Origin of the sequence: Enterobacter pseudoroggenkampii (assembly GCF_026420145.1) — a bacterium.
Taxonomy (GTDB): domain Bacteria; phylum Pseudomonadota; class Gammaproteobacteria; order Enterobacterales; family Enterobacteriaceae; genus Enterobacter; species Enterobacter pseudoroggenkampii.
In genome coordinates this window covers 387,943-410,006 of record NZ_JAPMLV010000001.1, presented here as the reverse complement: position 1 = coordinate 410,006, position 22,064 = coordinate 387,943, and the positions used below count along the sequence as shown (strand labels likewise).

Below are 22,064 nucleotides of genomic sequence, written 5' to 3'. Positions count from 1 at the left end.
AACGCCTGAAACGGCGTAAATAAAAAAGACCAAATGGTCAGGGGTAGTTTTAAATACCCTCGAATTAACTACCGTCTTTAGGTTATTTTTCGCGACGCGAATTATCAATGCTTTTTAGCGGACAAAAGTCAGGATTATGACGAAGTGCACATAATTGGTAGTGCTTTGTAACATTTACGGGAAGGCGAGGAATGATGGGGAATTATCAGGTATTTCAGTGGGTAGACGTGGTATCTCTTTCCTTTTATGTAACATTTTTGATTTTCGCAATGGCACAAACTTTTTTTTAAAAAATAAGTAGCACCTCATTGACCTGATATTTTCATGACACCTCTTTAGGCCCTGGCTTAATACCCTGATCGTTATATAAAAAAACGCCGCACAGTGCGGCGTTTGTCTCTCATTGACCAGAGCAGCAATATTATTCGCCGATCTTCGTCCAGGTATCACGCAGACCTACAGTACGGTTAAATACTGGTTTTTCCGCGGTGCTGTAACGACTGTCCAGGCAGAAGTAACCTTCACGTTCGAACTGGAACGCTTTGCCCGCTTCAGCGGCTTTCAGAGAAGGTTCCGCATAACCCTGCTTGATCACCAGCGATTCCGGGTTGATGGTCGCCAGGAAGTCTTCCGCCGCACCCGGGTTAGGCACGCTGAACAGACGATCGTACAGACGAATTTCTACCGGCAGCGCGTGGGATGCGCTCACCCAGTGGATAACGCCCTTCACTTTACGGCCGTCAGCAGGATCTTTGCTCAGCGTTTCAGCGTCATAAGAACAGAAGATGGTGGTGATATTCCCTTCCGCATCTTTTTCAACGCGCTCGGCTTTGATGACGTAAGCATTACGCAGACGCACTTCTTTACCCAGCACCAGACGCTTGTACTGCTTGTTGGCTTCTTCGCGGAAGTCAGCGCGGTCAATCCAGATCTCGCCGCTGAACGGCACGTCACGGCTTCCCATTTCCGGTTTGTTCGGATGGTTAGGCATGGAGACCAGCTCGCTTTCACCCTGCGGATAGTTTTCGATGACCAGTTTCACCGGGTCGATAACCGCCATCGCGCGCGGGGCGTTTTCGTTGAGATCTTCACGAATGCAGGATTCCAGGGAAGCCATCTCAATGGTGTTATCCTGCTTGGTCACGCCGATACGCTTGCAGAATTCACGGATTGACGCCGCGGTGTAACCACGACGGCGCAGACCGGAGATGGTCGGCATACGCGGGTCATCCCAGCCCTCAACGTGCTTGTCGGTCACCAGCAGGTTCAGCTTACGCTTGGACATCACGGTGTATTCCAGATTCAGACGAGAGAACTCGTACTGGCGCGGGTGCACAGGAATGGTGATGTTATCCAGCACCCAGTCGTACAGACGACGGTTATCCTGGAACTCCAGCGTACACAGCGAGTGAGTGATGCCTTCCAGCGCATCGCTGATGCAGTGGGTAAAGTCGTACATCGGGTAGATGCACCACTTGTTACCGGTCTGGTGGTGTTCTGCGAACTTGATGCGGTACAGCACCGGATCGCGCATCACGATGAACGGAGACGCCATGTCGATTTTGGCACGCAGGCACGCTTTGCCTTCTTCGAAGCCGCCGGCACGCATTTTTTCAAACAGCGCCAGGTTCTCTTCCACGCTGCGATCGCGGAACGGGCTGTTTTTGCCCGGCGCGGTCAGCGTACCGCGGTATTCGCGGATTTCGTCAGCAGACAGCTCGTCGACATACGCCAGACCTTTGTTGATAAGCTCTACCGCATAGGCGTACAGCTGATCGAAATAGTCAGAGGAGTAGCAGATGTCGCCAGACCAGTTGAAGCCCAGCCACTGCACGTCGTTCTTAATGGACTCAACGTATTCGATGTCTTCTTTTACTGGGTTGGTGTCATCGAAACGCAGGTTGCACTGGCCCTGGTAGTCCTGGGCAATGCCAAAGTTCAGGCAGATAGATTTTGCATGCCCGATGTGCAGGTAGCCGTTCGGCTCCGGCGGGAAACGGGTATGGATTGTGGTGTGCTTACCACTGGCCAGATCTTCATCGATGATCTGACGAATAAAGTTACTCGGGCGGGCTTCTGCCTCACTCATCGTGGATTCCTCAAAGCGTAAACAACGTATAACGGCGTATGATCTTATAAGCCGGACGTAGTGACAACCCTTAAAACGTCTCTGAAGAAAATAATGGGGGCATTTGCTGCAAAAAAAAGCGGCGGAGGATATCCCCCGCCGCTTAAGGCATGACTCTACTCAGGAGCGATTACTTGCCTTTAATCTCATATAGCGGTGTTTGACCCGCAACAACCTGACCTTTCGCCTGGATGACCAGACCGCTGAAGTCGTCAATGTTGCTGCAAACCACCGGGCTTATCATGGAGCGCGCGTTGGCGTTCAGGAAGTCCAGATCCATTTCCAGAATCGGCTGCCCTGCCACCACTTCAGCGCCCTCTTCCACCAGGCGAGTAAAGCCCTGACCGTTCAGCGCAACGGTATCGATACCCATATGGACAACGATCTCCGCACCATTTTCGGTTTCGAGGCAGAACGCGTGGTTGGTGTTGAAGATTTTCACGATGGTACCAGCCGCCGGAGACACAACGGTTTTTTCCGTTGGTTTCACCGCCACACCGTCACCGACCGCTTTGCTGGCGAAGGCTTCGTCAGGCACTTGCTCAATCGCAACGACTTCACCGGTTACCGGTGAAACCAGCGCGGCTACCGTTTTGGCGTTAGGTACTGCCTGCGGTTTTGCAGCCGCTGGCGCGGCGGCAGGTGCGGCAGAAGCTTCTGCTGCGGCTACCGGACCGGTGGTTTTCATGGCGTTAGCAATTTTCTCTGCCACGAAGCCAACGATAATCTGCACGCTGGTTTTGTTCAGGCGGATAACACCGGAAGCACCCAGACGTTTGGCCAGCGCTTCGTTCACCAGGGAAGAATCTTTCACGTTCAGACGCAGACGGGTGATACAGGCGTCGATACCAGTCAGGTTGTCAGAACCGCCAACAGCGGCGATGTACTGACGCGCCAGACCTGAAACGTCCTGATCCTGAGCACCGCTCACGTTCACATCCTGACCATCCGCTTCGCTACCGGCCACGGCCAGCTCACGACCCGGGGTCATCAGGTTGAATTTGGTGATAGTGAAACGGAACACCATGTAGTAGATCGCGAAGAACACCAGACCTTGTGGAATCAGCATCCACCAGTGTGTTGCCAGCGGGTTACGGGAAGAAAGCACCATATCCACCAGACCCGCACTGAAGCCGAAACCGGCAATCCAGTGCATGCTGGCAGCGATGAACACGGAGATACCGGTCAGCACAGCGTGGATCACATACAGAACTGGCGCCACGAACATGAAGGAGAACTCCAGCGGCTCGGTGATACCGGTGAAGAAGGCCGCGAACGCCCCCGCCATCATGATACCCAGCACTTTCGCTTTGTTCTCTGGACGTGCGCAGTGGTAGATAGCCAGCGCAGCTCCCGGCAGACCAAACATCATGATCGGGAAGAAGCCAGCCTGGTAACGACCGGTGATACCGACAACCGCTTTACCTGCTTCGATGGACTGTGCGCCACCCAGGAAGTTAGGAATATCGTTAATACCGGCAACATCGAACCAGAATACAGAGTTCAGCGCGTGGTGCAGACCGACCGGGATCAGCAGACGGTTAAAGAACGCGTACACGCCCGCACCGACAGAACCCAGTTTCTGGATGTGCTCACCGAAGTTCACCAGACCGTCGAAGATCATCGGCCAGACGTACATCATGATGAACGCAACAACGATCATCACAAACGAGGTCAGGATGGGGACCAGACGGCGGCCGCTAAAGAAGGAGAGCGCTTTTGGCAGCTCTACGCTGCTGAAGCGGTTATACAGTTCAGCGGAGATGATACCCACAAGGATACCGACAAACTGGTTACTGATCTTACCAAATGCCGCCGGAACCTGGTCCGCCGGGATTTTTTGGATCATGGCCACCGCTGCCGGTGAGCAGAGAGTGGTTAACACAAGGAAACCGACAAAACCGGTCAGCGCAGCGGCACCGTCTTTGTCTTTGGACATACCATAAGCCACACCAATAGCAAACAACACGGACATGTTGTCGATAATGGCAGAGCCCGACTTGATAAAGAACGCCGCCAGCGCGCTGGTATTACCCCAGCCGTTGGGGTCGATCCAGTAGCCGACACCCATCAGGATGGCTGCGGCAGGCAGCGTGGCGACCGGCACCATCAGTGCGCGACCAACCTTTTGTAAATAACCTAGAATACTCACTTTCTTCCCCCTATGAGACCCCGTTTAAGGCATGTTCTCAGCTCTGTTTTTTTATTGTGTCACGAACTATAGATACAGTTGATGATTCACTGGCATTGTGAGTGTGTGAAAAATTAATTCGTATCGCAAATTAAACGCGTACCTTTTGTGATTTTTGTCACCAAATATCGTTATTCACCCTCCCTTATACTGGCTAACAGCGAAAACTTATTTTATCATTCAAAAAATCAAGACGGATTGATCCGGCCTGAAAGTTTCCAGGTTACGCTTAAGTATCAGGTTCCGATAGCCATCCGCCCACTCTTCTACTTTAACTCTCGAGGTGAACAATGAGACTGATTCCCCTGGCAACTGCTGAACAAGTTGGTAAATGGGCCGCTCGCCATATCGTAAACCGCATTAACGCATTCAAGCCGACTGCCGATCGTCCTTTCGTTCTTGGACTTCCAACAGGCGGCACGCCGCTGACAGCCTATAAGGCGCTGGTTGAAATGCATAAAGCAGGCCAGGTTAGCTTCAAACATGTTGTCACCTTCAATATGGATGAATACGTTGGCTTACCGAAAGACCACCCGGAAAGCTACCATAGCTTTATGCACCGCAATTTCTTTGATCACGTTGATATTCCATCTGAAAATATTAACCTGCTGAATGGAAACGCGCCGGATATTGACGCAGAATGCCGTCAGTATGAAGAAAAAATCCGTTCTTACGGTAAGATCCACCTGTTCATGGGTGGTGTAGGTAATGATGGTCATATCGCGTTTAACGAACCGGCGTCATCTCTGGCTTCCCGCACCCGTATTAAAACGCTGACCCATGACACGCGCGTGGCAAACTCCCGCTTCTTTGACGGCGATGTTAACCAGGTTCCAAAATACGCCCTGACCGTAGGCGTAGGCACCCTGCTGGATGCCGAAGAAGTGATGATTCTGGTGCTGGGCGGCGTGAAAGCGCAGGCGCTCCAGGCTGCCGTTGAAGGCAACGTTAACCATATGTGGACCATCAGCTGCCTGCAGCTGCATCCGAAATCCGTCATCGTCTGTGACGAACCGTCCACGATGGAGCTGAAGGTAAAAACGCTGAAATACTTCAACGAGTTAGAAGCCGAGAATATTAAAGGTCTGTAATTGAATAACCGCCTCTTCATCAGGAGGCGGCCGCTTTTTTTAACCGGGGGTCGTTATGTACGCTTTAACCCACGGTCGGATTTATACCGGCCATGAAATTCTGGATGACCATGCGATTGTTATCGCTGATGGCCTGATTGAACGTGTTTGCCCGCTGGCAGAACTGCCGCCGGAGATTGAACAGCGCTCACTCAATGGAGCAGTAATCTCCCCCGGTTTCATCGACGTTCAGCTCAACGGCTGCGGCGGTGTGCAATTCAATGATACCGCCGAAGCGGTAACGGTCGAAACGCTGGAGATCATGCAAAAAGCCAATGAGAAATCGGGCTGCACCAGCTATCTGCCAACGCTCATCACCAGCAGTGATGACCTCATGAAGCAGGGTATCCGCGTGATGCGTGAATATCTGGCCAAACATCCTAATCAGGCGCTGGGTCTGCACCTTGAAGGGCCATGGTTGAACATGGTCAAGAAAGGAACGCATAACCCGAATTACGTGCGTAAGCCTGATGCGGAGCTGGTTGACTACATGTGTGCCAACGCCGATGTGATCACCAAAGTGACGCTGGCACCTGAAATGACGGGTACGGATGTCATCAGCAAACTTGCTGCCGCCGGGATTATCGTTTCAGCCGGTCACTCAAACGCGACGCTGAAAGAAGCGAAAGCCGGTTTCCGCGCGGGCATTACCTTCGCGACGCACCTTTACAACGCCATGCCGTATATCACAGGCCGTGAACCGGGTCTGGTCGGGGCGATTCTGGATGAGCCAGACGTCTACTGCGGTATTATTGCTGACGGCTTACACGTTGATTACACCAACATTCGCAATGCTAAGCGGCTGAAAGGTGACAAGCTTTGTCTGGTGACGGATGCCACTGCACCGGCAGGTGCAAATATTGAGCAGTTCATTTTTGCCGGTAAAACAATATACTACCGCAATGGACTGTGTGTTGATGAAAACGGTACGCTGAGTGGTTCCTCTTTGACCATGATTGAAGGGGTGCGTAACCTGGTTGAGCATTGCGGGATTGCGCTTGATGAAGTCCTGCGTATGGCAACCCTTTATCCGGCTCGCGCAATGGGCGTGGATAAACAGCTAGGCGGAATTGCACCAGGTATGGTTGCAAACCTGACGGCATTCACACACGATTATAAAATTATTAAGACCATCGTTAATGGTAACGAGGTCGTCACTGAGTAAGTAAAAGTATGACACCTGGCGGACAAGCTCAAATCGGTAATGTCGATCTCGTTAAACAACTTAACAGTGCGGCGGTATATCGCCTGATTGACCAACACGGCCCCATCTCGCGAATTCAGATAGCCGAACAAAGCCAGCTTGCACCCGCCAGCGTGACAAAAATTACCCGCCAGCTTATTGAGCGCGGTCTGATCAAAGAAGTCGATCAGCAGGCCTCCACCGGAGGCCGTCGCGCCATCTCCATTATTACTGAAACCCGTAATTTTCAGGCAATTGGCGTCCGTCTGGGCCGTCATGACACCACGCTCACGCTATACGATCTGAGCAGTAAAGCCATCGCGGAAGAGCACTACCCTCTTCCGGAGCGCACCCAGGAGACGCTGGAGCATGCGCTGCTGAATACCATCGAGCAGTTTATTGAAAGCTGTCAGCGCAAGATCCGCGAACTCATCGCTATCTCCGTAATTCTGCCCGGCCTGGTCGACCCGGAAAGCGGCGTGATCCGCTATATGCCGCACATTCCGGTTGAAAACTGGGGGCTGGTCGATGCGCTGGAAAAGCGTTTTAAAGTGACCTGCTTTGTGGGCCACGATATTCGCTCGCTGGCGCTGGCGGAGCACTACTTTGGTGCGAGTCAGGACTGTGAAGACTCTATTCTGGTGCGCGTTCACCGCGGAACGGGCGCGGGCATTATCTCTAACGGCCGTATTTTTATTGGTCGCAACGGTAACGTCGGTGAGATTGGCCACATTCAGGTTGAGCCCCTTGGGGAGCGCTGCCACTGCGGCAATTTCGGCTGTCTTGAAACCATCGCCGCCAACACGGCCATCGAGCAGCGCGTCCGCCATCTGCTTGAACAGGGTTACCAAAGCCGCGTCACGCTGGACGACTGCAAAATAGGCACCATCTGCAAAGCCGCTAATAAAGGCGACGCGCTGGCCTGTGAAGTGATCGAGCAGGTGGGGCGCCATCTGGGGAAAACTATCGCCATCGCCATTAACCTGTTTAACCCACAAAAAGTGGTGATCGCCGGTGAAATTGTGGAAGCGGAAAAGGTGCTGCTCCCCGCGATTGAAGGCTGTATTAACACCCAGGCGCTGAAAGCATTCCGCCAGAATCTTCCGGTGGTTCGTTCAAAGCTTGACCATCGCTCGGCGATTGGCGCGTTCGCGCTGGTCAAACGCGCCATGCTCAACGGAATTCTGCTGCAGCATTTGCTGGAAAGTTGATCGGACCTTATAGTAACGCCTTCTTTTTTTTAATGTCGGACTGTCCATGACCATTAAGAATGTAATTTGTGATATCGACGGCGTGCTGATGCACGACAACGTTGCCGTGCCGGGTGCTGCGGAGTTTCTTCACCGCATCATCGACAAAGGAATGCCTCTGGTTCTTCTCACGAACTACCCTTCTCAGACCGGTCAGGATCTGGCAAACCGCTTTGCCACGGCGGGTGTAGATGTCCCGGACAGCGTGTTTTATACCTCGGCGATGGCCACGGCGGATTTTCTGAAGCGTCAGGAAGGGAAAAAAGCCTACGTGGTGGGTGAAGGTGCGCTGATCCATGAACTATACAAAGCGGGCTTTACCATCACCGACGTCAACCCGGACTTTGTGATTGTTGGCGAAACGCGATCCTTTAACTGGGAGATGATGCATAAAGCTGCATACTTTGTCGCCAGCGGTGCGCGCTTTATCGCCACCAACCCGGATACCCACGGCCGCGGTTTTTATCCGGCCTGCGGCGCGCTGTGTGCCGGTATCGAAAAAATCTCTGGTCGTCAGCCGTTCGTTGTCGGGAAACCGAGCCCGTGGATCATTCGTGCCGCACTGAACAAAATGCAGGCCCACTCTGAAGAAACCGTGATTGTCGGCGACAACCTGCGCACCGATATTCTGGCCGGTTTCCAGGCGGGTCTGGAGACGATTCTGGTCCTCTCTGGCGTCTCTCAGCTTGATGACATTGATTCGATGCCGTTCCGGCCAAGCTGGATTTACCCCTCCGTCGACGAAATCGACATTATCTGATTCCGAACCACGCCTCAGGGCGTGGTTTTTTATTTTCTCGCCTGTAAAACACAACTGCATCTAACGGAAAAGCGCTTTCATTGCATAATCATCAATAAAAGCGCTCATGACATACGCATTTTTCACAGATCGGCAACCGCCATTGCACTATTTCCGTTTTCACCCGTAAAACGCTTGCGCGCCCTGCCCCTTTGCGGCATTTTCATAAGCAAGCAACATTACAAAGCAACAGGGTTAACGGAGAAGGTTATGTGTTCAATTTTTGGCGTACTGGATATTAAAACTGACGCAGGCGAACTGCGTAAAAAGGCACTCGAACTGTCCCGCCTGATGCGCCATCGCGGACCGGACTGGTCAGGCGTTTACGCCAGTGACAAAGCGATTCTGGCTCACGAACGTCTGTCTATTGTTGACGTCAACGCCGGTGCACAGCCGCTGTATAACGAGAAAAAAACGCACGCGCTGGCTGTCAACGGTGAGATCTACAACCACCAGGCGCTGCGCGCCGAATACGGCGACCGCTACGCGTTCCAGACCGGTTCTGACTGTGAAGTGATCCTGGCGCTGTATCAGGAGAAAGGGCCTGAGTTCCTGGACGACCTGCAGGGCATGTTCGCCTTCGCGCTGTACGACAGCGAAAAAGACGCTTACCTGATTGGCCGCGACCATATCGGCATTATCCCGCTGTACATGGGCCACGATGAGCATGGCAACTTCTACGTTGCTTCTGAAATGAAAGCCCTGGTACCGGTCTGCCGCACCATCAAAGAGTTCCCGGCAGGCAGCTACCTGTGGAGCAAAGACGGCGAGATCCGTCAATATTATCAGCGTGACTGGTTCGACTACGACGCGGTAAAAGACAACGTCACGGACAAAGCCGAGCTACGTCAGGCGCTGGAAGATTCCGTGAAAAGCCACCTGATGTCCGACGTGCCTTACGGCGTGCTGCTCTCCGGCGGTCTGGACTCCTCCGTGATCTCCGCGATCACCAAGAAATTCGCGGCCCGTCGCGTGGAAGATCAGGAGCGCTCAGAAGCCTGGTGGCCACAGCTGCACTCCTTTGCCGTGGGCCTGGAAGGCGCACCTGACCTTAAAGCCGCGCAGGAAGTGGCAAACCACCTGGGGACCGTGCACCATGAAATTCATTTCACCGTGCAGGAAGGTCTGGATGCGATCCGCGATGTGATCTATCACATTGAAACCTATGACGTGACCACCATCCGCGCCTCGACCCCGATGTACCTGATGTCACGTAAGATCAAAGCGATGGGCATCAAGATGGTGCTCTCCGGTGAAGGTTCTGACGAAGTGTTTGGCGGCTACCTGTACTTCCACAAAGCGCCGAATGCCAAAGAGCTGCACGAAGAGACCGTGCGTAAACTGCAGGCGCTGCACATGTTCGACTGTGCGCGTGCCAACAAAGCGATGTCCGCCTGGGGCGTGGAAGCGCGCGTGCCGTTCCTGGATAAGAAATTCCTCGACGTGGCGATGCGCATCAACCCGCAGGACAAGATGTGCGGCAACGGCAAAATGGAAAAACATATCCTGCGTGAATGTTTTGAATCCTACCTGCCGGCGAGCGTGGCGTGGCGTCAGAAAGAGCAGTTCTCTGATGGCGTAGGTTATAGCTGGATCGACACCCTGAAAGAGGTCGCGGCGAAACAGGTTTCTGACCAACAGCTGGAAACCGCAAGCTTCCGCTTCCCGTACAACACGCCGGGTTCGAAAGAAGCATATCTCTACCGTGAAATTTTTGAAGAATTGTTCCCGGTACCGAGCGCTGCGGAGTGTGTGCCGGGTGGCCCGTCCGTCGCCTGCTCGTCTGCCAAAGCGATTGAATGGGATGAATCGTTCAAATCCATGAACGATCCGTCAGGACGTGCGGTAGGCGTTCACCAGTCAGCCTACAAATAATCGCGTATTTCATCATCAGGCCCTGCGGGGCCTGATTTTTTTTGCCCCGCTTTTGCACAGCTAAAACCGATTAATAACCAATAATTGCCGAATATTCGGTCACGCTGTTCGCAACCTAACCAAACAGTCACATTCCGGCTATTTTCGTTGAAAAAGGTGTTGACGCTGCAAGGGTCTATACGCATAATGCGCCCCGCAACGCCGATAAGGTAACGCGAAAAAAGATGGCTACGTAGCTCAGTTGGTTAGAGCACATCACTCATAATGATGGGGTCACAGGTTCGAATCCCGTCGTAGCCACCATCTTTTTTGCGGGAGTGGCGAAATTGGTAGACGCACCAGATTTAGGTTCTGGCGCCGCAAGGTGTGCGAGTTCAAGTCTCGCCTCCCGCACCATTCCCGGGTAAGCGTTGCACGGATGGGGTATCGCCAAGCGGTAAGGCACCGGTTTTTGATACCGGCATTCCCTGGTTCGAATCCAGGTACCCCAGCCATATTTCTTCGATTTTGCGGTTCTCCGCGGTATTGGGGTATCGCCAAGCGGTAAGGCACCGGTTTTTGATACCGGCATTCCCTGGTTCGAATCCAGGTACCCCAGCCATCGAAGATTGCAGTACTGGCTACGTAGCTCAGTTGGTTAGAGCACATCACTCATAATGATGGGGTCACAGGTTCGAATCCCGTCGTAGCCACCAAATTTAGATTATCGATGTTGTTCGGTAATGAAAAAAAATTGTTGGGGTATCGCCAAGCGGTAAGGCACCGGATTCTGATTCCGGCATTCCGAGGTTCGAATCCTCGTACCCCAGCCAATTTAAAAAGTCGTTAAGCAGTTTGTTTAACGCAATTGGGGTGTCGCCAAGCGGTAAGGCTCTGGTTTCTGATACCAGCATTCCGGGGTTCGAATCCCTGCACCCCAGCCACTTAGTAACAAAAAAGCCCGCTCTGCGGGCTTTTTTGTTTTTGTACAGAATTGTGCGGCCTGATGCCCTCACCCTGGCCCTCTCCCACGGGGAGAGGGAAAAAAGTTTAGAGTCCGAGGGCGTACTTCAGGGCCTGACGCTTAAGACCACCGGCGCGTTCCGCTGCCATCAGGCCAATATTACGCAGAATGCGCACCGGGGCTAAGTCATTGCTGAACCCGGCATAGAACAGATCCATCCCCGACTGCATGATGAAATTGTCCGCCATGCGCCGCGTCTGGTAACGCTTTAGCACCTGATGGCTGGCCCAGTTTTCCGCGTGTCCGCGGGCGCTGCCCAGCACATCCAGTAACGCATCGACATCTCGATACCCCAGGTTCACGCCCTGCCCGGCCAGCGGATGAATGGTGTGTGCCGCATCGCCCACCAGCGCCAGCCCTTCACGGGCATACTGCAAAGCGTGACGGCGCGTGAGCGGGAACGCCCCGGCGGCGACGGGCGTAACGTTGCCCAAGCGGCTCGGGAAGTGCAGGCGGATTTCCCGCTGCAATTGTTCCATTGAAAGCCCCTGCAGCTGGCGAATACGCGCCGGTTTGTCGTACCACACCAGCGACGCCCAGTTATCAAACAGCGGTAAAAAGGCGTGCGGGCCGTTCGGCGTAAAGTGCTGCCAGGTGCTCTCTCCCGGCGCATTCTCGCACTCGACGGTAATCAGCATGCAGGACTGCTCATACTGCCAGGCATGAACCCCGATACCCGCCATCTGTCTGACCTGCGAGTTAGCGCCGTCCGCCCCAACGACCAGCTTCACGGCCAGTTCATCGCCGCTGTCGAGCGTCAGTAGATAGCCGCTCTCGTGAGGATGCAGTGCCTTAATCGAGGCCGGAAAACGCAGCGTCACCTTCGGATGCGTCTCCAGCGCCTGCCAGAGCGCCAGCTGGAGCACGTTGTTTTCCACCATATAACCCAGGCGCGGCAGCTTCAGCTCAGCGGCATCAAACGCAACGTGGGCATTTTCCCACTCCCAGGTTTCAAGACGGCTGTAAGGATGGGCGCGCATTGCCAGCACCGCCTCCCAGACGCCCAGCCCGCGCAGCAGATCGACGGAAGCCGCGCTGATCGCGGAAATGCGCACATCCGGTTTGCTGGCGGGATCGAAGGCCGGCGGTGCAGCCTGTTCAATTACCGTTACCTCAAATCCCTGCTGCGCCAGCCCCAGCGCCAGCGCGCCGCCGACCATACCGCCGCCGACAACGGCAACTTCGGTGTGTAGGAGTGTCATGGTCAATTTTCCTTATTGGAGAATCCCTTAAGTTTACCGGATTTTTGCGGTCCTGAGACACATAACCTTCATACTGGTCACAACCCCACCAAAGCATTACAATACGCGGCTTGCAATCCTGAGCTGAGCAAGTCGATGACTAAAAAACTCCATATAAAAACCTGGGGCTGTCAGATGAACGAATACGATTCATCCAAGATGGCCGATCTGCTGGATTCAACCCACGGATACCAGCTGACAGAAAATGTGAAAGAAGCGGACGTGCTGCTGCTGAACACCTGTTCGATTCGTGAAAAAGCGCAGGAAAAAGTCTTTCACGTGTTAGGCCGCTGGAAGCTTCTCAAGCGAAAAAATCCGGACCTGATCATCGGCGTGGGTGGCTGCGTTGCGTCGCAGGAAGGCAAGCTGATCCGCCAGAGAGCCCCGTATGTGGATATTGTCTTTGGTCCTCAGACTCTGCACCGCCTGCCCGAGATGATCAATCAGGTTCGCGGCAACCGCAGCCCGGTCGTTGACGTCAGTTTCCCGGAAATCGAAAAGTTTGACCGTCTGCCTGAGCCGCGCGCCGATGGCCCAACCGCCTTCGTCTCCATCATGGAAGGCTGCAACAAATACTGTACTTACTGCGTGGTACCGTACACCCGTGGTGAAGAGGTCAGCCGCCCGGCAGATGACATTCTGTTTGAAATCGCACAGCTTGCCGCGCAGGGCGTTCGCGAAGTGAACCTGCTGGGCCAGAACGTTAACGCCTGGCGCGGGGAAAACTACGACGGCACCACCGGCAGCTTTGCCGAACTGCTGCGTCTGGTGGCCGCGATTGACGGTATCGACCGCATTCGCTTTACCACCAGCCATCCGATGGAATTTACCGACGACATTATTGACGTCTATCGCGATACGCCAGAGCTGGTGAGCTTCCTGCACCTGCCAATTCAGTGCGGCTCTGACCGCGTGCTGAACCTGATGGGCCGCCCGCATACGGTGCTGGAGTACAAGTCCACCATCCGCAAGCTGCGTGAAGCGCGTCCGGATATCCAGATTAGCTCCGACTTTATCGTCGGCTTCCCTGGCGAAACCGCTGATGACTTCGAGCGCACCATGAAGCTCATCGGTGAAGTGAATTTTGACGTCAGCTACAGCTTCATCTTCTCTGCGCGTCCTGGAACACCTGCGGCCGATATGGTTGACGATGTTCCGGAAGAAGAGAAGAAACAGCGTCTGTATATTCTGCAGGAGCGTATCCTTCAGCAGGCCAACGCCTGGAGCCGCCGCATGCTCGGCACCGTTCAGCGCATTCTGGTGGAAGGCACCTCACGCAAGAGCATTATGGAACTGTCCGGTCGTACCGAGAACAACCGCGTGGTGAACTTTGAAGGCACCCCGGATATGATCGGTAAATTCGTAGACGTCGAGATTGTTGAAGTGCTGACCAACTCGCTGCGCGCGAAGGTAGTCCGCACCGAGGACGAAATGGGCCTGCGCATTGCCGAGTCACCGGAATCCGTGATCTCGCGTACCCGTAAAGAAAACGATTCTGGCGTTGGGATTTACCAGCCTTAATCCTCATGGCCTGCCCTTCCGGCAGGCCTTGTATTTCCTCTCATCGTCCCCAATATCTTCCGCAACGCTTGCGCCTTTATTCTGTGGCGTGAATAATTTCGGTAATGACCGTTTTATTACGTCCTGTCGCAACGGATCGGTTAACCAATTAAAGAGGAACAGTTTGAACATAGATACGCGTGAAATTAGCCTTGAGCCAGCAGACAACGCTCGCCTGCTGAGCCTGTGCGGGCCGTTTGATGACAATATCAAACAACTGGAGCGACGTCTGGGTATCGAAATCAATCGTCGCGATAATCATTTCAAACTTACCGGACGCCCTATCTGCGTCAACGCCGCTGCGGACATTCTGCGTAGCCTGTATGTTGATACCGCCCCAATGCGCGGCGAAACGCAGGATATCGAACCGGAACAGATCCACCTCGCGATTAAAGAGGCGCGCGTGCTTGAGCAGAGCGCGGAGAGCGTACCGGACTACGGCAAGGCCATTAACATCAAGACCAAACGTGGCGTCATTAAGCCGCGTACGCCAAACCAGGCGCAGTACATCGCCAATATCCTCGACCACGACATCACCTTCGGGGTGGGTCCAGCGGGGACGGGTAAAACCTATCTCGCCGTTGCCGCGGCGGTCGATGCGCTGGAACGTCAGGAAATCCGCCGTATCCTGCTGACCCGCCCTGCCGTTGAAGCCGGTGAAAAACTGGGCTTCCTGCCGGGCGATCTGAGCCAGAAGGTCGACCCGTATCTGCGTCCTTTATACGATGCGCTGTTCGAAATGCTGGGCTTTGAGAAGGTCGAGAAGCTCATTGAACGTAACGTTATCGAAGTTGCCCCGCTCGCCTACATGCGCGGCCGTACGCTGAATGATGCGTTCATCATTCTCGATGAGAGCCAGAACACCACCATTGAACAGATGAAGATGTTCCTGACGCGTATTGGCTTTAACTCGAAAGCGGTGATTACCGGCGACGTCACTCAGATTGACCTGCCGCGCAGCACCAAATCCGGCCTGCGCCACGCCATTGAGGTGCTGGCCGAGGTCGACGAAATCAGCTTTAACTTCTTCCACAGTGAAGACGTGGTACGCCACCCGGTGGTCGCGCGTATCGTTAATGCCTATGAAGCCTGGGAAGAGGCGGATCAGAAGCGTAAGGCCGAACTGGCCGCAGAACGTAAGCGCGAAGCGCAGGAGCAAGAACAGAAATGAGTCAGGTGATCCTCGATTTACAGCTGGCCTGTGAAAACAATTCCGGCATGCCAGATGAGGCACAGTTTCAGAAATGGCTGGATGCCGTTATTCCTCAGTTTCAGGAAGAATCAGAAGTTACGATTCGCCTGGTGGATGAAGCGGAAAGCCATGAGCTTAACCTGACCTATCGCGGGAAAGATAAGCCGACCAACGTGCTCTCTTTCCCGTTCGAAGCGCCGCCGGGCATCGAGATGCCGCTGCTGGGCGATCTGATCATCTGCCGTCAGGTGGTTGAGCAGGAAGCCAAAGAGCAGCAAAAGCCGCTTGAGGCCCACTGGGCGCATATGGTGGTACACGGCAGCCTGCATCTGCTCGGCTACGATCATATTGAAGACGACGAAGCGGAAGAGATGGAGTCCCTCGAGACAGAGATAATGCTTGCTCTGGGCTATGAGGATCCGTACATTGCCGAGAAAGAATAGTCCGTCACCTGACGGACTCCCCTGCCGCCACGAAAGGACATCGCGTGGCGGTAAACGTTGAACTAACAAGAGAACCCTTAACAAACGCCATGAGCGACGACAATTCACACAGTAGCGACACGACAACCAGTAAAAAGGGATTTTTCTCCCTCATTCTGAACCAGCTTTTCCACGGCGAACCGAAAAACCGTGATGAACTGCTGGAGCTGATTCGTGATTCCGGGCAGAACGACCTTATCGACGAAGATACGCGCGAAATGCTCGAAGGGGTAATGGACATCGCCGACCAGCGCGTTCGCGATATCATGATCCCCCGCTCGCAGATGATCACCCTGAAACGTAACCAGACGCTGGACGAGTGCCTCGATGTGATCATCGAATCCGCCCACTCGCGTTTCCCGGTCATCAGCGAAGACAAAGATCACATCGAAGGGATTTTGATGGCGAAAGACCTGCTGCCGTTTATGCGCAGCGATGCCGAAGCCTTCAGCATGGAAAAAGTGTTACGCCAGGCCGTGGTTGTGCCGGAAAGTAAACGTGTGGATCGGATGCTGAAAGAGTTTCGCTCTCAGCGTTACCACATGGCGATTGTTATTGATGAATTTGGTGGCGTTTCCGGTCTGGTCACGATCGAGGATATCCTTGAGCTGATCGTGGGCGAAATCGAAGACGAGTACGACGAAGAAGAAGATATCGACTTCCGTCAGCTTAGCCGCCACACCTGGACCGTGCGCGCGCTGGCCTCCATCGAAGACTTCAACGACGCCTTCGGAACCCACTTCAGCGATGAAGAGGTCGATACCATTGGCGGGCTGGTGATGCAGGCCTTTGGCCACCTCCCGGCGCGTGGAGAGACCGTTGACATCGACGGTTACCAGTTCAAAGTAGCCATGGCCGACAGCCGACGTATTATACAGGTTCACGTCAGAACGCCGGACGACTCACCGGTGCCAAAACTGGAAGATTAATGTAAATGGCATTTGCCCCATTGCTTGAACGCCAGCGCGTCCGTTTGCTGCTGGCGCTGTTACTCGGAGCCAGCGGTACGCTGGCTTTTTCTCCTTACGATATCTGGCCCGCGGCCATTCTCTCCCTGATGGGGCTTCAGGGTCTGACCCTGAACCGTCGTCCGGTACAGGCTGCCGCTATCGGCTACTTCTGGGGGCTGGGGCTGTTTGGCTCAGGCATCAACTGGGTTTATGTCAGCATCGCCCAGTTTGGCGGTATGCCTGGCCCGGTAAACGTCTTCCTGGTGGTACTGCTCGCCGCCTATCTCTCGCTCTATACCGGTCTGTTCGCCGGCATCCTTTCTCGCCTGTGGCCCAAAACCAACTGGCTGCGCGTCGCCATTGCCGCGCCGGTGGTCTGGCAGGTAACCGAGTTCCTGCGCGGCTGGGTGTTGACCGGCTTCCCGTGGCTGCAGTTCGGCTACAGCCAGATTGACGGCCCGCTGAAAGGCCTGGCACCGGTAATGGGTGTTGAAGCTATCAACTTCCTGCTGATGGTCGTGAGCGGCCTGCTGGTATTAGCGCTGGTCACGCGCGGCTGGAAACCGCTGGCTGTGGCGCTGGTGCTGTTCGCCCTGCCCTTCCCGCTGTGCTATATCCAGTGGTTCACGCCTGAGCCCGATCGCGCCATGCGGGTTTCCATGGTGCAGGGGAATATCCCGCAGTCCATGAAGTGGGACGAAAAAGAGCTGCTGAATACGCTGAAGATCTACGCCAACGCCACTGAAGAGGTGATGGGTAAATCACAGCTGATTATCTGGCCGGAATCTGCGATCCCCGATCTGGAAATTAACCAGCAGCCGTTCCTCAACATGATGAACGACCTGCTGCTGGCCCGCGGCAGCACGCTTATCACCGGGATTGTCGATGCGCGTCTGAATCAGCAGAACCGCTACGACACCTACAACACCATCATTACGCTCGGCAAAGACAGCGAATACAGCTACCACTCCACTGACCGGTACAACAAGAACCACCTGGTGCCATTTGGTGAATTTGTGCCGCTGGAATCGATTCTGCGCCCGCTGGCCCCGTTCTTTGATTTGCCGATGTCCTCCTTCAGCCGCGGACCGTACGTTCAGCCTCAGCTGCACGCGCACGGCGCTGCCCTGACGCCGGCCATCTGCTACGAAATCATTCTCGGCGAGCAGGTGCGCGATAACTTCCGCCCGGATACGGACTATCTGCTGACTATCTCCAACGATGCCTGGTTTGGTAAGTCAATCGGCCCGTGGCAGCACTTCCAGATGGCTCGTATGCGCTCCCTGGAGCTGGCGCGTCCGCTGCTGCGCAGCACCAACAACGGCATCACCGCCGTGATTGGTCCTCAGGGTGAAATTCAGGCGATGATCCCGCAGTTTACCCGTGAGGTACTGACCGCTAACGTCACGCCGACCACGGGACTGACGCCATACGCCCGTACCGGCAACTGGTCGCTGTGGATACTGACCGTGCTGTTCGGCTTTGGCGCGGTGCTGATGAGCCTGCGTCAGCGTCGTAAATAACCTTCCCTTCTGTTGCCGGGTGGCGCTGACGCTTACCCGGCAAATCCTCCCAAACTCCCATTCTGGCACGCCTATTGCTTTGTTTATTCAGGTAAACGCAGTTTGGCTTAACGTGCAACTTTGTCGCACCAGCGTAGATCATCGGTAGCACCGAAACGGTGCAACGGGAGATATTTGCCTCTGAATGGTGCGGCGCGCTTCGCAAAAATAAACAATAACGCAGCAAAATCTTTACATTAAGCCAGACTAAATGTTAACAAGCTTGCATAACACTGCACTCGCATTGCGCGAGATATAACAACATCACAATGGGTATCAATGCGTCTCTGGCGCTGATAAAAAAGGAGTTGGGTATGCAATTACGTAAACTGGCCACAGCAATGCTGGTTATGGGAATGTCTGCTGGCGTGGTTCACGCTGAAGATGCGCCTGCAGCAGGCAGCACTCTCGACAAGATTGCCAAAAACGGCGTCATCGTGGTCGGCCACCGTGAATCATCTGTCCCGTTCTCTTACTACGACAACACGCAAAAAGTCGTGGGCTATTCACAGGATTACTCCAACGCTATCGTTGAAGCCGTGAAGAAAAAGCTGAACAAACCTGACCTGCAGGTGAAGCTGATCCCTATCACTTCACAAAACCGTATTCCACTGTTGCAAAACGGCACCTTTGACTTCGAGTGTGGCTCCACCACCAACAACCTCGAGCGTCAAAAACAGGCTGCCTTCTCTGACACCATCTTTGTTGTAGGCACCCGCCTGCTGACGAAGAAAGGCGGTGAGATTAAAGACTTCGCTGACCTGAAAGGCAAAGCGGTTGTTGTCACCTCCGGTACCACGTCAGAAGTGCTGCTGCACAAGCTGAACGACGAGAAAAAAATGGATATGCGCATCATCAGCGCGAAAGACCATGGCGACTCCTTCCGTACCCTGGAAAGCGGTCGTGCCGTCGCGTTTATGATGGATGACGCCCTGCTGGCGGGTGAACGTGCGAAAGCGAAAAAACCAGACAACTGGGATATCGTCGGCACCGCGCAGTCGAAAGAAGCCTACGGCTGTATGCTGCGTAAAGACGATCCGCAGTTCAAAAAGCTGATCGATGACACCATCGCTCAGGTGCAGACCTCCGGCGAAGCGGAAAAATGGTTCGACAAGTGGTTCAAGAACCCGATTCCACCTAAAAACCTGAACATGAATTTTGAACTGTCTGACGACATGAAAGCGCTGTTCAAATCTCCAAATGACAAGGCTCTTAACTAATTAGAACAACAGGGGCGGGATCTCCTGCCCTCTCGATTGTCGGGAAGCATGGACAGACTATACGTTGAGTGGTCGTTCCCCACTCAGCGCGAAAAATGAGCTTCTCACCAATCTTCGAGGGTAGCGCTGCTACCCTTTTTTTTCTGGAGTTTATTATGTCAATCGACTGGAACTGGGGCATATTTCTGCAACAAGCCCCGTTCGGCAACACCACCTATCTTGGCTGGCTGTGGAGCGGCTTTCAGGTCACCGTGGCATTATCGATAACGGCGTGGATCATCGCGTTTCTTGTCGGTTCTTTGTTCGGTATTCTGCGCACCGTCCCTAACCGTTTTCTTTCAACACTCGGCACCCTGTATGTGGAACTGTTCCGTAACGTTCCGCTGATCGTGCAATTCTTTACCTGGTATCTGGTTATCCCGGAACTGCTTCCGGAAAATATTGGCATGTGGTTCAAGTCGGAACTGGATCCGAACGTACAGTTCTTTGTCTCCTCCATGATGTGTCTGGGGCTGTTTACCGCTGCGCGCGTTTGCGAGCAGGTGCGTGCCGCCATTCAGTCATTGCCCCGTGGACAAAAAAATGCGGGTCTGGCGATGGGATTAACCCTGCCACAAACCTACCGCTACGTGCTGCTGCCTAACGCCTACCGCGTCATCGTTCCGCCGATGACCTCCGAGATGATGAACCTGGTGAAAAACTCGGCCATCGCCTCGACCATCGGCCTGGTCGATATGGCTGCGCAGGCGGGCAAGCTGCTGGATTACTCCGCTCACGCGTGGGAATCCTTCACCGCGATCACGCTCGCCTATGTTCTGATAAACGCTTTCATCATGCTGGTGATGAACCTGGTTGAACGCAAAATTCGCCTGCCGGGCAACATGGGGGGCAAATAATGTACGAATTTGACTGGAGTTCTATCGTTCCATCCATGCCTTACCTGCTTGATGGCCTGATGATTACCTTAAAAATCACCGTCATTGCCATCATCGTCGGTATCGTCTGGGGCACCCTGCTGGCCGTTATGCGTCTGTCGAGCTTTAAGCCGCTCGCCTGGTTCGCGACCGCCTACGTTAACGTGTTCCGCTCCATCCCGCTGGTAATGGTGCTGCTGTGGTTTTACCTGATCGTGCCCGGCTTCCTGCAGAACGTGCTGGGGCTGTCGCCGAAAACCGATATCCGTCTGATCTCGGCGATGGTAGCGTTCTCGATGTTTGAGGCCGCTTACTATTCAGAGATTATCCGAGCGGGCATTCAGAGTATCTCCCGCGGACAGTCCAGCGCCGCGCTGGCGCTGGGGATGACGCACTGGCAGTCCATGCAGCTCATTATTCTGCCGCAGGCGTTTCGCGCCATGGTTCCGCTCCTGCTGACCCAGGGTATCGTGCTGTTCCAGGATACCTCGCTGGTCTACGTTCTGAGCCTGGCAGACTTCTTCCGTACCGCGTCAACCATCGGTGAGCGTGATGGTACGCAGGTTGAGATGGTGCTCTTCGCGGGTGCGGTCTATTTTGTGATTAGTTTAAGCGCGTCGCTGTTGGTCAGCTGGCTGAAGAAAAGGACGGTATAATGATTTCCCTGAAAAATGTTTCTAAATGGTATGGGCACTTTCAGGTGCTGACCGACTGCTCCACCGAAGTGAAAAAAGGCGACGTGGTGGTAGTGTGCGGGCCGTCAGGTTCCGGTAAATCGACGCTGATCAAAACCGTCAACGGACTGGAGCCAGTGCAGCAGGGTGAGATCGTCGTCAACGGTACTAAAGTCAACGACAAGAAAACCAACCTCGCCCAGCTTCGCTCTCACGTTGGCATGGTATTCCAGCATTTTGAGCTGTTCCCTCACCTCTCTATTATTGAGAACCTGACGCTGGCGCAGGTTAAAGTGCTTAAGCGTGATAAAAAAGCGTCGCGCGAGAAAGGTCTGAAGCTCCTGGAACGCGTTGGGCTTTCTGCGCATGCCGATAAGTTCCCGGCGCAGCTTTCTGGCGGCCAACAGCAGCGTGTGGCGATCGCCCGCGCGCTGTGCATGGATCCGGTGGCGATGCTGTTTGATGAGCCCACGTCGGCGCTCGATCCGGAGATGATCAACGAAGTGCTGGACGTGATGGTCGAACTGGCGCACGAAGGGATGACCATGATGGTGGTGACCCACGAAATGGGCTTCGCCCGTAAGGTGGCCAACCGCGTGATCTTTATGGACGAAGGGAAAATTGTCGAAGACTCACCGAAAGAAGAGTTCTTCGCTAACCCGAAATCCGAGCGCGCCAAAGACTTCCTCGCCAAAATCCTGCACTAATCT

The 22,064-nt window shown here is 54.2% G+C and carries 17 protein-coding genes and 7 tRNA genes; 21 read left to right on the top strand and 3 right to left on the bottom strand.

Annotation, left to right across the window (positions count from 1 at the left end; genetic code table 11):
• Positions 1–421 precede the first annotated feature (421 nt).
• Together glnS and nagE are read right to left on the bottom strand one after the other, a co-directional pair.
• Positions 422–2,089, bottom strand: coding sequence for a glutamine--tRNA ligase (gene glnS, locus OTG14_RS01990; RefSeq protein ID WP_032649541.1), 1,668 nt, complete (start codon positions 2,087–2,089; stop codon positions 422–424).
• 169 nt (positions 2,090–2,258) lie between these two features.
• Positions 2,259–4,280, bottom strand: coding sequence for an N-acetylglucosamine-specific PTS transporter subunit IIBC (nagE, locus tag OTG14_RS01985; RefSeq protein WP_024907027.1), 2,022 nt, complete (start codon positions 4,278–4,280; stop codon positions 2,259–2,261).
• A 329-nt stretch (positions 4,281–4,609) separates the two neighbouring features.
• Here nagE and nagB point away from each other — a divergent pair, with 329 nt between their 5' ends.
• From nagB to OTG14_RS01925, 12 genes are all read left to right on the top strand, one after another.
• Complete coding sequence (gene nagB / locus OTG14_RS01980; protein ID WP_023310765.1) at positions 4,610–5,410, top strand: glucosamine-6-phosphate deaminase; 801 nt, start codon at positions 4,610–4,612, stop codon at positions 5,408–5,410.
• A 55-nt stretch (positions 5,411–5,465) separates the two neighbouring features.
• A complete protein-coding gene (gene nagA / locus OTG14_RS01975; RefSeq protein WP_024907026.1) occupies positions 5,466–6,614 on the top strand; it encodes an N-acetylglucosamine-6-phosphate deacetylase in 1,149 nt (382 codons plus the stop codon).
• Positions 6,615–6,622: 8 nt separating this feature from the next.
• On the top strand, positions 6,623–7,843 hold the full coding sequence (nagC, locus tag OTG14_RS01970) for a DNA-binding transcriptional regulator NagC (RefSeq protein ID WP_157188775.1): 1,221 nt from the start codon (positions 6,623–6,625) through the stop codon (positions 7,841–7,843).
• Between the two features lie 46 nt (positions 7,844–7,889).
• Positions 7,890–8,642 carry a ribonucleotide monophosphatase NagD gene (nagD, locus tag OTG14_RS01965; protein WP_023310763.1) on the top strand — a complete coding sequence of 251 codons (753 nt, stop codon included), beginning with the start codon at positions 7,890–7,892 and terminating at the stop codon, positions 8,640–8,642.
• A 249-nt stretch (positions 8,643–8,891) separates the two neighbouring features.
• Positions 8,892–10,556: an asparagine synthase B gene (asnB, locus tag OTG14_RS01960; protein WP_010428626.1), complete on the top strand. Its 1,665-nt coding sequence runs from the start codon at positions 8,892–8,894 to the stop codon at positions 10,554–10,556.
• Positions 10,557–10,782: 226 nt separating this feature from the next.
• Positions 10,783–10,859: transfer RNA gene (locus tag OTG14_RS01955), tRNA-Met, on the top strand.
• 8 nt (positions 10,860–10,867) lie between these two features.
• Positions 10,868–10,952 (top strand) — tRNA-Leu (locus tag OTG14_RS01950).
• 23 nt (positions 10,953–10,975) lie between these two features.
• Positions 10,976–11,050: transfer RNA gene (locus tag OTG14_RS01945), tRNA-Gln, on the top strand.
• A 32-nt stretch (positions 11,051–11,082) separates the two neighbouring features.
• Positions 11,083–11,157, top strand: a tRNA-Gln gene (locus OTG14_RS01940).
• A 17-nt stretch (positions 11,158–11,174) separates the two neighbouring features.
• Positions 11,175–11,251: transfer RNA gene (locus tag OTG14_RS01935), tRNA-Met, on the top strand.
• A gap of 42 nt (positions 11,252–11,293) precedes the next feature.
• Positions 11,294–11,368, top strand: a tRNA-Gln gene (locus OTG14_RS01930).
• Positions 11,369–11,404: 36 nt separating this feature from the next.
• A tRNA-Gln gene (locus OTG14_RS01925) sits at positions 11,405–11,479 on the top strand.
• Positions 11,480–11,585: 106 nt separating this feature from the next.
• Here the strand turns inward: OTG14_RS01925 and ubiF are convergent.
• Entirely contained in the window at positions 11,586–12,761 is a 1,176-nt protein-coding gene (ubiF, locus tag OTG14_RS01920) for a 3-demethoxyubiquinol 3-hydroxylase (RefSeq protein ID WP_061715753.1), read from the bottom strand.
• 135 nt (positions 12,762–12,896) lie between these two features.
• On the opposite strand from ubiF, the gene miaB reads away from it, so the two are divergent.
• From miaB to OTG14_RS01875, 9 genes are all read left to right on the top strand, one after another.
• Complete coding sequence (gene miaB, locus OTG14_RS01915; protein ID WP_024907023.1) at positions 12,897–14,321, top strand: tRNA (N6-isopentenyl adenosine(37)-C2)-methylthiotransferase MiaB; 1,425 nt, start codon at positions 12,897–12,899, stop codon at positions 14,319–14,321.
• A gap of 163 nt (positions 14,322–14,484) precedes the next feature.
• Complete coding sequence (locus OTG14_RS01910) at positions 14,485–15,531, top strand: PhoH family protein (RefSeq protein ID WP_023310759.1); 1,047 nt, start codon at positions 14,485–14,487, stop codon at positions 15,529–15,531.
• Positions 15,528–15,995 carry an rRNA maturation RNase YbeY gene (ybeY, locus tag OTG14_RS01905; RefSeq protein ID WP_061715754.1) on the top strand — a complete coding sequence of 156 codons (468 nt, stop codon included), beginning with the start codon at positions 15,528–15,530 and terminating at the stop codon, positions 15,993–15,995. Before OTG14_RS01910 ends, ybeY begins: the two co-directional genes overlap by 4 nt.
• Positions 15,996–16,084: 89 nt before the next feature.
• Positions 16,085–16,963: a CNNM family magnesium/cobalt transport protein CorC gene (gene corC / locus OTG14_RS01900; protein ID WP_021242574.1), complete on the top strand. Its 879-nt coding sequence runs from the start codon at positions 16,085–16,087 to the stop codon at positions 16,961–16,963.
• A gap of 5 nt (positions 16,964–16,968) precedes the next feature.
• Positions 16,969–18,507: an apolipoprotein N-acyltransferase gene (gene lnt, locus OTG14_RS01895; protein ID WP_267214508.1), complete on the top strand. Its 1,539-nt coding sequence runs from the start codon at positions 16,969–16,971 to the stop codon at positions 18,505–18,507.
• A 353-nt stretch (positions 18,508–18,860) separates the two neighbouring features.
• Positions 18,861–19,766 carry an amino acid ABC transporter substrate-binding protein gene (locus OTG14_RS01890; protein WP_008501049.1) on the top strand — a complete coding sequence of 302 codons (906 nt, stop codon included), beginning with the start codon at positions 18,861–18,863 and terminating at the stop codon, positions 19,764–19,766.
• 155 nt (positions 19,767–19,921) lie between these two features.
• Positions 19,922–20,662: a glutamate/aspartate ABC transporter permease GltJ gene (gltJ, locus tag OTG14_RS01885; protein ID WP_008501048.1), complete on the top strand. Its 741-nt coding sequence runs from the start codon at positions 19,922–19,924 to the stop codon at positions 20,660–20,662.
• Positions 20,662–21,336 carry a glutamate/aspartate ABC transporter permease GltK gene (gene gltK / locus OTG14_RS01880; protein ID WP_032649550.1) on the top strand — a complete coding sequence of 225 codons (675 nt, stop codon included), beginning with the start codon at positions 20,662–20,664 and terminating at the stop codon, positions 21,334–21,336. The genes gltJ and gltK overlap by 1 nt, the downstream gene beginning before the upstream one ends.
• Positions 21,336–22,061: an amino acid ABC transporter ATP-binding protein gene (locus tag OTG14_RS01875; protein ID WP_014883001.1), complete on the top strand. Its 726-nt coding sequence runs from the start codon at positions 21,336–21,338 to the stop codon at positions 22,059–22,061. The genes gltK and OTG14_RS01875 overlap by 1 nt, the downstream gene beginning before the upstream one ends.
• Positions 22,062–22,064: the final 3 nt, after the last annotated feature.

What these genes read in the sequence shown, in the direction of transcription:
- glnS (WP_032649541.1), bottom strand. Translation starts at nt 2,089, where the DNA reads ATGAGTGAGGCAGAAGCCCGCCCGAGTAACTTTATTCGTCAGATCATC.
- nagB (WP_023310765.1), top strand. Translation starts at nt 4,610, where the DNA reads ATGAGACTGATTCCCCTGGCAACTGCTGAACAAGTTGGTAAATGGGCC.
- nagA (WP_024907026.1), top strand. Translation starts at nt 5,466, where the DNA reads ATGTACGCTTTAACCCACGGTCGGATTTATACCGGCCATGAAATTCTG.
- nagC (WP_157188775.1), top strand. Translation starts at nt 6,623, where the DNA reads ATGACACCTGGCGGACAAGCTCAAATCGGTAATGTCGATCTCGTTAAA.
- nagD (WP_023310763.1), top strand. Translation starts at nt 7,890, where the DNA reads ATGACCATTAAGAATGTAATTTGTGATATCGACGGCGTGCTGATGCAC.
- asnB (WP_010428626.1), top strand. Translation starts at nt 8,892, where the DNA reads ATGTGTTCAATTTTTGGCGTACTGGATATTAAAACTGACGCAGGCGAA.
- ubiF (WP_061715753.1), bottom strand. Translation starts at nt 12,761, where the DNA reads ATGACACTCCTACACACCGAAGTTGCCGTTGTCGGCGGCGGTATGGTC.
- miaB (WP_024907023.1), top strand. Translation starts at nt 12,897, where the DNA reads ATGACTAAAAAACTCCATATAAAAACCTGGGGCTGTCAGATGAACGAA.
- ybeY (WP_061715754.1), top strand. Translation starts at nt 15,528, where the DNA reads ATGAGTCAGGTGATCCTCGATTTACAGCTGGCCTGTGAAAACAATTCC.
- corC (WP_021242574.1), top strand. Translation starts at nt 16,085, where the DNA reads ATGAGCGACGACAATTCACACAGTAGCGACACGACAACCAGTAAAAAG.
- lnt (WP_267214508.1), top strand. Translation starts at nt 16,969, where the DNA reads ATGGCATTTGCCCCATTGCTTGAACGCCAGCGCGTCCGTTTGCTGCTG.
- OTG14_RS01890 (WP_008501049.1), top strand. Translation starts at nt 18,861, where the DNA reads ATGCAATTACGTAAACTGGCCACAGCAATGCTGGTTATGGGAATGTCT.
- gltJ (WP_008501048.1), top strand. Translation starts at nt 19,922, where the DNA reads ATGTCAATCGACTGGAACTGGGGCATATTTCTGCAACAAGCCCCGTTC.
- gltK (WP_032649550.1), top strand. Translation starts at nt 20,662, where the DNA reads ATGTACGAATTTGACTGGAGTTCTATCGTTCCATCCATGCCTTACCTG.
- OTG14_RS01875 (WP_014883001.1), top strand. Translation starts at nt 21,336, where the DNA reads ATGATTTCCCTGAAAAATGTTTCTAAATGGTATGGGCACTTTCAGGTG.